Origin of the sequence: Endozoicomonas sp. SESOKO2 (assembly GCF_024606245.1) — a bacterium.
In the GTDB taxonomy this organism is placed as follows: domain Bacteria; phylum Pseudomonadota; class Gammaproteobacteria; order Pseudomonadales; family Endozoicomonadaceae; genus Endozoicomonas_A.
Window position 1 is genome coordinate 1 of sequence record NZ_JAHHPQ010000595.1, and the last position, 8,473, is coordinate 8,473.

Annotated in this window: 10 protein-coding genes; 5 read left to right on the forward strand and 5 right to left on the reverse strand. The window is 47.3% G+C overall.

Annotation, left to right across the window (positions count from 1 at the left end; genetic code table 11):
* The coding region (locus KDK17_RS14360; protein WP_257288355.1) for a hypothetical protein at window positions 1-1,547 on the forward strand (1,547 nt) is incomplete at its 5' end.
* 18 nt (window positions 1,548-1,565) lie between these two features.
* Here KDK17_RS14360 and deoC read toward each other — a convergent pair.
* Complete coding sequence (gene deoC / locus KDK17_RS14365) at window positions 1,566-2,330, reverse strand: deoxyribose-phosphate aldolase (protein WP_373691146.1); 765 nt, start codon at window positions 2,328-2,330, stop codon at window positions 1,566-1,568.
* A 126-nt stretch (window positions 2,331-2,456) separates the two neighbouring features.
* Entirely contained in the window at window positions 2,457-2,633 is a 177-nt protein-coding gene (locus tag KDK17_RS14370) for a hypothetical protein (protein ID WP_257281655.1), read from the reverse strand.
* Between the two features lie 130 nt (window positions 2,634-2,763).
* On the opposite strand from KDK17_RS14370, the gene KDK17_RS14375 reads away from it, so the two are divergent.
* Complete coding sequence (locus KDK17_RS14375) at window positions 2,764-3,714, forward strand: LysR substrate-binding domain-containing protein (protein ID WP_257254613.1); 951 nt, start codon at window positions 2,764-2,766, stop codon at window positions 3,712-3,714.
* A gap of 65 nt (window positions 3,715-3,779) precedes the next feature.
* On the opposite strand, the gene KDK17_RS14380 is transcribed toward KDK17_RS14375, so the two are convergent.
* The 3 genes from KDK17_RS14380 to KDK17_RS14390 form a co-directional block, all read right to left on the reverse strand.
* Window positions 3,780-4,241: a nucleoside deaminase gene (locus KDK17_RS14380; RefSeq protein WP_257254612.1), complete on the reverse strand. Its 462-nt coding sequence runs from the start codon at window positions 4,239-4,241 to the stop codon at window positions 3,780-3,782.
* 38 nt (window positions 4,242-4,279) lie between these two features.
* The gene (locus tag KDK17_RS14385) at window positions 4,280-5,197 is read right to left on the reverse strand and encodes a DMT family transporter (RefSeq protein ID WP_257254611.1); all 918 of its coding nucleotides are present in this window, start codon (window positions 5,195-5,197) and stop codon (window positions 4,280-4,282) included.
* A 93-nt stretch (window positions 5,198-5,290) separates the two neighbouring features.
* The gene (locus KDK17_RS14390; RefSeq protein ID WP_257254610.1) at window positions 5,291-5,767 is read right to left on the reverse strand and encodes a hypothetical protein; all 477 of its coding nucleotides are present in this window, start codon (window positions 5,765-5,767) and stop codon (window positions 5,291-5,293) included.
* Window positions 5,768-5,969: 202 nt separating this feature from the next.
* On the opposite strand from KDK17_RS14390, the gene KDK17_RS14395 reads away from it, so the two are divergent.
* The 3 genes from KDK17_RS14395 (at window position 5,970) to KDK17_RS14405 (ending at window position 8,105) form a co-directional block, all read left to right on the forward strand.
* Window positions 5,970-6,455: a hypothetical protein gene (locus tag KDK17_RS14395; RefSeq protein WP_257281657.1), complete on the forward strand. Its 486-nt coding sequence runs from the start codon at window positions 5,970-5,972 to the stop codon at window positions 6,453-6,455.
* A gap of 123 nt (window positions 6,456-6,578) precedes the next feature.
* Window positions 6,579-7,391 carry an orotidine-5'-phosphate decarboxylase gene (gene pyrF / locus KDK17_RS14400; protein WP_257254608.1) on the forward strand — a complete coding sequence of 271 codons (813 nt, stop codon included), beginning with the start codon at window positions 6,579-6,581 and terminating at the stop codon, window positions 7,389-7,391.
* Window positions 7,392-7,610: 219 nt separating this feature from the next.
* Window positions 7,611-8,105 (forward strand): hypothetical protein, encoded by a 495-nt coding sequence (locus tag KDK17_RS14405; protein ID WP_257254607.1) that lies wholly within the window; start codon window positions 7,611-7,613, stop codon window positions 8,103-8,105.
* The last annotated feature ends 368 nt before the right edge of the window (window positions 8,106-8,473 follow it).

Here is an 8,473-nt window from a genome sequence, read left to right on the forward strand (position 1 = left end):
CTTATGTTGGGAGAATCTCTCCTTTTGCTCTCAACCCGAATACGACCCATCTTATATTTGCCATGAACCATGAAACTGAGCAAGTCAAAAAAATGGATGAATCGGAGGGAGCACGAGCACAGCAGCTTCAGCCTTTAATAGACACTCCACTCCCACCAATGACCCGTGTACAGGTTGCTGCCATTATTCAGGGGTTGAATACAGGCATTGATGAAGAAATCTTAAACACTATGTTGAGCTATGTCCCGGCAAAGCCTCCCGAAGAAAGCCTGACCATTCTTGGTATGATTGATACAGTGAAACTAATTCTCAATATTAAGATTGACAAAGACCAGAAAAAGTTGATGGAAGTTCTATATTCAATTCAGGGTACCGAATCTCCTATCGATATGGCCAATCCACAGCACCAACGGAGCCTCGCGAAGTTGATGGTGAGTTACTATACAGCCATCCATTGCAAGGGAACCCCCCTTAAAGCAAATAGTTTCTTTTTTCTCTCATTCCTGCTTGATGCTAGTCATTTGTCTGGTATCGAGAGACTCTATGCCAAAAAAGGTGACCTTTTTGGTGTAAAAGAACCCATACAAGATCTCAACGTTTTAAAAGCAAATATTAAAGAAACTGCTACAGTCTTCTCTGACCTGATGCTGTTGGAAGAAATGCGCCTTGAGTTTTTGTTGCGAAAAATGGAGGACCCCTTTGAAACTGAAAAATACGGGGCATCATTCGATGCAATGCTATTAGCCTCTTCCTCTCTACTCAACTACTACGTTAATGATTTCGGAATGCCGGTTTGTCTGCGTAATATAAAATCAGATAAACGAATGTTAAGGCTAATAAAAGAATACGGTGAAAAAAAACCTGAATTAGTTGTTTGGAATAGTCTTTTCGTGAGTTTCATTGATACCTTAAGCCTGATGCTTGATCCTTTTGTTATACAACTCGCAAATACACACATTGACAACATGTCGAGTTATTTTAGCCGCTCAAATTGGGATCAAACCATTCCTGACTTTACCGGTAAAGAAGCCAAAGAACAGAAATTATTTGAAATATTTAAAAAGGTGGTAACCGACGCAAAAGATAACCCGGGAAATGAACATCCTGAATTATTTCAAGAATTGCTTATAGCCATAGAAAAATACATGTCATATCAATTACAAAAAACTTTTACTGATCAAAATGATTACCAAGTCATACTGGTAACCCTCTGCATAGGATTTGAGGACCTGCTGGAACAATCACGCAAGACGCTATTATACCTTGAGGCAGGTGCTGTACTCCTTGAGGCAGGTGCTGTCATCAATGCCAATCAGCAGGCTGATGGAGCCAAACATGACAAGACCACAGGGGGAGATGATGAAAAAGAGTTCGACAAAGAAGACAGGCTGAGAAAACACCTGGATGAACGTATATACGACTTGCGAGCTTTCGTCAACTTGCTCATGTCTAAATATGCTTTTGCCATGGAGACGCCTTACAGTTCTGAAAGCAGTGATACTGACAGCAGCGCCTCTGATATGCTTGATTCCTTCAGAGAAGAGTAGCCTGGACGGAGTTTGTTTTTAATCGTCTTCCTGTTCTTTCAGACCAAGCGCCAACAGCAGGCCTCCCAGCAAGCTGCTAGCTCCGAAGCGGTAGTGATTTCGGTCGATCCATTTCTGCCCCATAATGTCAGCGGCAATCTTCAGGTGTTCTGCAGCGTCTTGTGCTGTTCGAATGCCACCCGAGGGCTTAAAGCCTACGTTCTGCTTGCCACTGTCTCGAATGGCTTCCAGCACGATGCGGGCAGATTCGAGTGTAGCGTTGACAGGCACTTTGCCGGTAGAGGTTTTGATAAAGTCGGCACCGGCTTCAATGCAGATATCACTGGCTCGACGAATCAGAGCAGGGTCTTTCAGTTCACCGGTCTCAATGATCACCTTGAGCACCACCTTGTTTGCGCAAACTTCTTTACAGCGGCGAACCAGCTCAACTCCAGCGGCTTCGTCACCCGCCATGAAAGCCCGATAGGGAAAAACAACATCCACTTCATCCGCACCATAAACGACAGCTGCTCGAGTTTCTGTGACCGCCAGTTCAATATCATCACCGCCCTCTGGAAAGTTACTCACAGTGGCCACTGTCACGTCGTTCAGATCCAGTTCTTTCAGGGTCTTTTTAGCGATGGGGACAAATCTTGGGTAAATACAAACTGCGGCGATATTGCCTGCCGGCGTCTTGGCTTTTTGGCAGAGATCAATAATCACTTCCGGCGTATCATTGTCGTTGAGGGAAGTGAGATCCATCAGTTTCAGAGCCAGACGACTGCTGGCAGTGAGATCGTTCACGGATTGGTCCTCTGGCTCAAAAGAGCTTTAACGGCGACATAAAAGAATAGAAAAGTGCCTGGAGCCTGCCGTAGTTTATCTTCGAATGCGCGTAATATCACCACCGAAATCAGGCAGGGAAGAATCTCAGAAACAAAAAAACCCCTGCACCAGAGTCGCAGAGGCATTTTTTGCCAGCTCAAGGCTGTTTTGCTGATCATCCACCTGAGTCTGCAGCGCGGACTGCGAACTCAACACTTCTTGCCGGAGTCTCTGTATTGCAGGAACAGGCAACAGTGCAATACATTTCTCCCTCATAATCATGAAGTCGCCCGAAGTGAAGTGGCTATCCTAGCAGCCTGTCGATAAAAAACTCTCATTTAGACTCCCTTTCTGACAGCCTAAGAGATACTCTAATGACACCTCAAAGTCGGCAAATAGTAGTATTCACTTCATGATCCCAACGGAATCCCTCGAAATTGTCAGGGCCGTAGCCCAGTTCAGAAACTTTACGGCAGCAGCCAGGCACCTGCATAAAGTACCTTCTGCCATCAGCTACACCGTCCGGAAGCTGGAAGAGCGACTGGATGTACAACTGTTTTTGAGAGACAGCAAGCGGGTCGAGCTGACTCCGGCGGGTGAGCACTTTATCAAGCAGACAGGCAAACTGCTGGCTGAACTGGAGGAACTGGAAAAAACAACCCGCCAGATGGCTTCGGGCTGGGAACATGACATCAAGATTGCCCTGGATAACGTCGTTAACCAGGGCATGGTTTACGATTTGATTCGCGACCTTCAAACCGTTCGTCCCGAGACCAACCTTGTAATCAATACTGAAGTTCACAACGGCTCATGGGATGCCCTCTTCCACAACCGATGCCAGCTGGTCATTGGTGCTCCCAAAACCATTCCAGACAATATTGCTACTAATGACCGTTTTGAATGGAAATCTATGGGTTCTCTGGCATGGGACCTGGTGATGTCTCCAGAGCATCCATTGGCCAGCGTTTCCGGTCCGATCAGCCAGGACATGCTGAAGACTTATAGTTCGATCTGCATTCAGGATACTTCCAGAGTCTTTCGACAGGGCTACAACCTGTTGCTCGAAGACCAGCAAATCCTTCTGGTTCCCAGTTTTCGCATGGCTATTGAATGCCTGCTGAAAGGGTTGGGCATCACTATCATGCCAAGCCACTTTGTTCAGCCCTACATTGAACAGGAGTTGCTGATTCGCAAGGATGTTCTGGATATTCCCATGAATGATCGTTGCTATCTGGCCTGGAACAAGGAAGTCATGGGCAACGGTATTCGCTGGGTTCTGAACTGGTTGGGTGAAGAAAATTGGCTGAACAAAGTCTGGCTACAGTACGACGCCATGAAGCCCATGGGATATCACGTTCCCTGAATCATACGTGTCAGGCAACTGTGCACTGGAAGTCCAGCGCAGACTTCAGGGGTGGATATGTCTTCTTAAGATGGATGCGGCCAGCACTTCATATGCAGCTCGCATGCAAGCTCTTCTTCTACAGGACCAATGACTTCTATGTTGCCATAGCAGCAGTCAAAAACGTTTCTGCAACCCATTTGAGTGGAGTGCCCGGCAATCTGGTCCAGTGCTTGCATACTGCATCCGTACACCACTTTCTGGATTCCGGCCCAATATATTGCTCCGGCACACATTGGGCAGGGCTCTGTGCTGCTGTAAAGTGTGCATTCACACAGTTGTTCTCTTGGTATCTGTCTGCAGGCATGGCTGACCAGACTGAGTTCTGCATGCCGGGTCTGGTCACTTTCTGCTTCGGTAGTGCTTTCAGACTCCAAAAGAATTCTGCCGTTATGCACCAGCACCGCACCAAAGGGCGCCTCCCCTTTGTCCAGAGCCTGACTGGATAACTCTATAGCTCGATAGATGAATGGTTTGTGCTCACTCATGAGAAACCCCATAGATATCGGAGAGAGGAATTTTTATGTTAGCAGGAAGTCCCGCTTCTGCGCCGATCAAAACGGTTACCCATAGCCAGTAAATTCCCCAGCAAAATAACCGCCACTCCCAACACAGAAACCGGCGTCCATTGGTGCCCCTCCAAAACGGTTGAGATCAACAAGGCAATGATGGGATAAATAATATCGACATAGGCGGTTCTGTCAGATCCCATGCGCTGAATCAGGGCAATGTATGAGGTCATTGCCACTACCGAACCAAAAGTCACCAGATAAATCAGGGAAACCAGATAACCCGGACTGAAGTCAAACGTTGGCGGAACGCCACGGAGCAAAGCCATAGCCCCCATTTCCAGACCACCGTAAAACATGGCAAACACCGTCACAGGTGCCACTGACAAGCCATCTTTCTGATTAACTTCACAGGAGACACTGCCCATGGAAAACATCAGTGCAGCGCCCAGTGCCAATGCCAGTCCCTTTAGCTGCAGGGTATTGGAATCAATCTGTGAGATATGGGGAAAAAACACCATAAGCACACCGGCACTGCCCAATGTCGCTCCTATGAGAACAGAACGTTTAACGGCGTGCCCTAACCAGAAACGAGCAATCACAACATTTGAATAAAGAATGCCCGTACAAATTAATGCTGAAAGCCCACTACTGATGAATTTTTCGCTTTCATAGACCAGCCAGTAGGAAATACCGCAAAGGAAGGTTCCCTGGAAAAAGAATCTGAGATGCTGCCGACGGGTAAAGCCCGTTAAGCCGCCTCTGAAACAGCAAATAAACCATAACAACACAGCGCCAGACAGAAACCGGTAAGCGACTGACCACATGGCGTCAACAGTCCCCAGCTGCCAGCTGACGGCATACCAGGTGGAGCCCCAGACCAGAGAGCAGATACAGAAAAGAGTGGCATTGGACACGTTCTGAACTTCCCGCATCAGAATATTAACTGTATGACATTAGGCCAACTGCAAAGTTTCGCCAGAGCACTAAACGCTTTATATCCAATTCTGATAAAAACTGGAAATTGCTTAGTGGAACGAAAACTTGCCTTCAACCGGGGGGACACAATGCTCTTGTTCTGACACGACATACTGCATGGTCTGACACTCCCGGTACAACCAGCTCTTGGCTTCCAGGGACATTGCAAGAAATTCAGAGAACTGACTATAACAGATGCCATTGGCGGTCATCATAATATCGGAAGCCACCAGCAAAAAATGGCCTGAATCCAGCATCTCCAGAAACAGTTTAAGGGTAGGTAAACCATGGTTGAGGCGGGTCATATCGGCCTGAACTAAAAATGCAGAGGAAGGCTTCAAATCCAGCTCGGTTGAAAAAAGAATACCAAATGGCTTAATAAACAGACGACTATCGAGTACGCCATCCAGAGACTGAAGTGATGAGATATGCAACCCCTCACACCGGTCACACATCCAGAATTCATGACCGTCCTTATTGAGCCATTCTGCCACCTGCTGAAGGTCTGGTATTACTAACTTTCGCATCAACGCTATCTCTGTTTTATTAACTATCTTATGGGTTCCTTCAGAGTGAGGAAATGGTCAGTTTGACCAAAACCTGATGCAATCCAATTGCACCGGTTATCAAAATCTGCAAGTGTCACTAACGATTCTGTCAGTCATTTTGGCGGCGAATCCCTGCATACTCTGCAAACAACATCAAATAGCAACACAAGGAGTGCAGATTATGCAGGGATCATCAACAATCAGTGCCGTTATCCAAACAGCCCTACACGCCGCCGCAAGCCCGTTCGCAGGCATTACTGCCGGAGTGCGATTACTCACCACCATGGTAGCGACTCCTGGTGCTGTCGCAGGCTACCTGTTAGGAAAACTGGTCAGTAAAGCCATTGAAGCGAGTGTAAAAAGGTTCAACAAAAACCGAACCATGAAGACCCGCAAGCACCTTTGCCGCATCGTCAGGGTACTGCAAACGACTGGCACCATTGTTGGCACTACTCTGGTGATCATGCAGGCACTCTCTCACCCTCTGTTGATGGCCTTATACGCTGCCCCCGTGGTGACAACAGCAGCCAAACAAACCGTCAGACACCTTATCGCCTGTGGAAGCGTTTACCGGTCGTTCAAAAGATACGGAGCCTCAGAAACCTTGAGGCGGACTGAGAGAATAGCTTCGTGCTCAACAGCAAAGCCATTCCAGGAGGCTCATTAGAAGCAGACACAAAGGTTGATGTTGGCTCAGCCCGGCAAATTTCTTATTTGTCGCAACAAACCCGGCCTTAAATCTGTTAAAGTGCACGCCCAGACATCGTTCACTGCAACATAAGGCTTTGCTATGCGTTTTCTGGCTCAGGTTCAGGCTGCCATGCGTAAGAACAACTCTTTGCTCTGCGTAGGCCTGGACCCAATACCCGAGAAGTTCCCCGCCCACATTCAGGCGCTCGAGCAACCTATTCTGGAATTTAATCGCTTCATCATTGATGCCACCGCAGACTTGGTGTGCGCTTACAAACCTCAGGCTGCCCATTACCATGCCCGTGGTGCTGAAGACGAACTGGCCCAGACCATCGAATACATCCAGGATAATTATCCGGATATCCCTGTCATTCTCGACTCAAAGCGGGGCGATATTGGCAGCACGGCGGATCAGTACGCTATGGAAGCGTTTGATCGCTATCGTGCAGACGCTGTCACCGTCAACCCATATATGGGCATCGATACTATTGCACCCTTCAGCCGCTATGAAGATAAGGGTACCGTCATCCTTTGTCGAACCTCCAACCCCGGAGCCGCAGCGATTCAGAACCTGAAGGTCGGTGACGACTTCCTGTATGAAGTGATTGCCCGTAGGGCCAAAGAAGAGTGGAACAACCATAACAATCTGCTGCTGGTTGTTGGTGCCACCAACCCTGAAGAACTCAGGCGTATCCGTGCTATTACCGGTGATATGACTTTTCTGGTTCCGGGTCTGGGTGCCCAGGGTGGAGACGTAGAGGCCACCGTTAAAAATGGTCTCAACAGTCAGGGTGAAGGCATCATTGTAAACTCTTCCCGTGGCATCATTTATGCCGGCAGTGATGAAAACTTTGCCGAGGCAGCCAGGGCCGCCGCCATTGAGCTCAGAGACCAGGTGAATCAATACCGTTAACCATTGACATCTTCCCCTCCTGAACCGGTAGGGGATTCCTCTGCCAGGAGTCGGCTGCCTTGACGACAACAGGCACTGGCATGTGGCCGGGCTCTTTAAAGCGGTTTGCGAAGGCTGTGTATATCTTCTATACATCCTCTTTCTATTTTTTAAAAAAGTCTCGGGATGCATACACGCATATTCTTGCTCTTTTACTTTATCATTCTTTTTCAGGTACCTGTGACCTACGGAACGATAACAAAAACTTCACCAAGAGATTTTGTTGTAGTACGGGACGGAGAAACGAGAGAAATTACCATAGTGGGTACACTTGGGATCATTGAATATTTTGCAGAGGTTAAACATAAAAATTCCGCATGCTCTGGTTGCAGAATGTATTTAATTAGAACATCTGACGGAAGATATTATGTACATCATAAAAAAAATAAAGTGGAGGAACCCGGCATGGCGAATTTGTTGAAACATTTAAGTGCCAGAAGTCGGAGACCAGGGGCGCTTCTCCTTATTCCGGGAGAGGTAGCCGAGCAATATTTATTACCCTGTTATCTACCGGACAATGTTGGAACAGAAATGCAAACCACACACACCCCTCACTTATCGCAGCTACCCAATGGTGATTATCATATTATTCCGGGACCAGAAAGTTCAATTTCTGAAACGATGATTGTTGGCGTTTTTGAAGTAATAGAAGAGATGACCTTTCCGATTCAGTGATGCAGATCAAACTTCTTAAGCTCAAGATAGCCGCTTGAATGCGTCAAAAAAATTGTGTGATTACGATGGGGCTACCCAAATGCGGTCGGATTTTAGCCAAAGGGTTACGATGACCAGAAGTGTAAGAGCTATTGGCTGCGTAGGCAAACGATAAGGTGAGTGCTTGCGAGATAGGCTTTCAGTCCCAGTCAATCACTGCTCCAACAAGTTCCGGATCAATGATCAAAGTCCCTGAGCAAGCTGAATTGACTGAGGCGTGAAGCTTTGCGATCAAATGTCCAGGTGGTTTTACATTGAAGCCCGTTATGATGAGCAATCATTGCATCGGCAAAATCGTAACCGTTGGTATAATCATCAAGGGCTTTGAG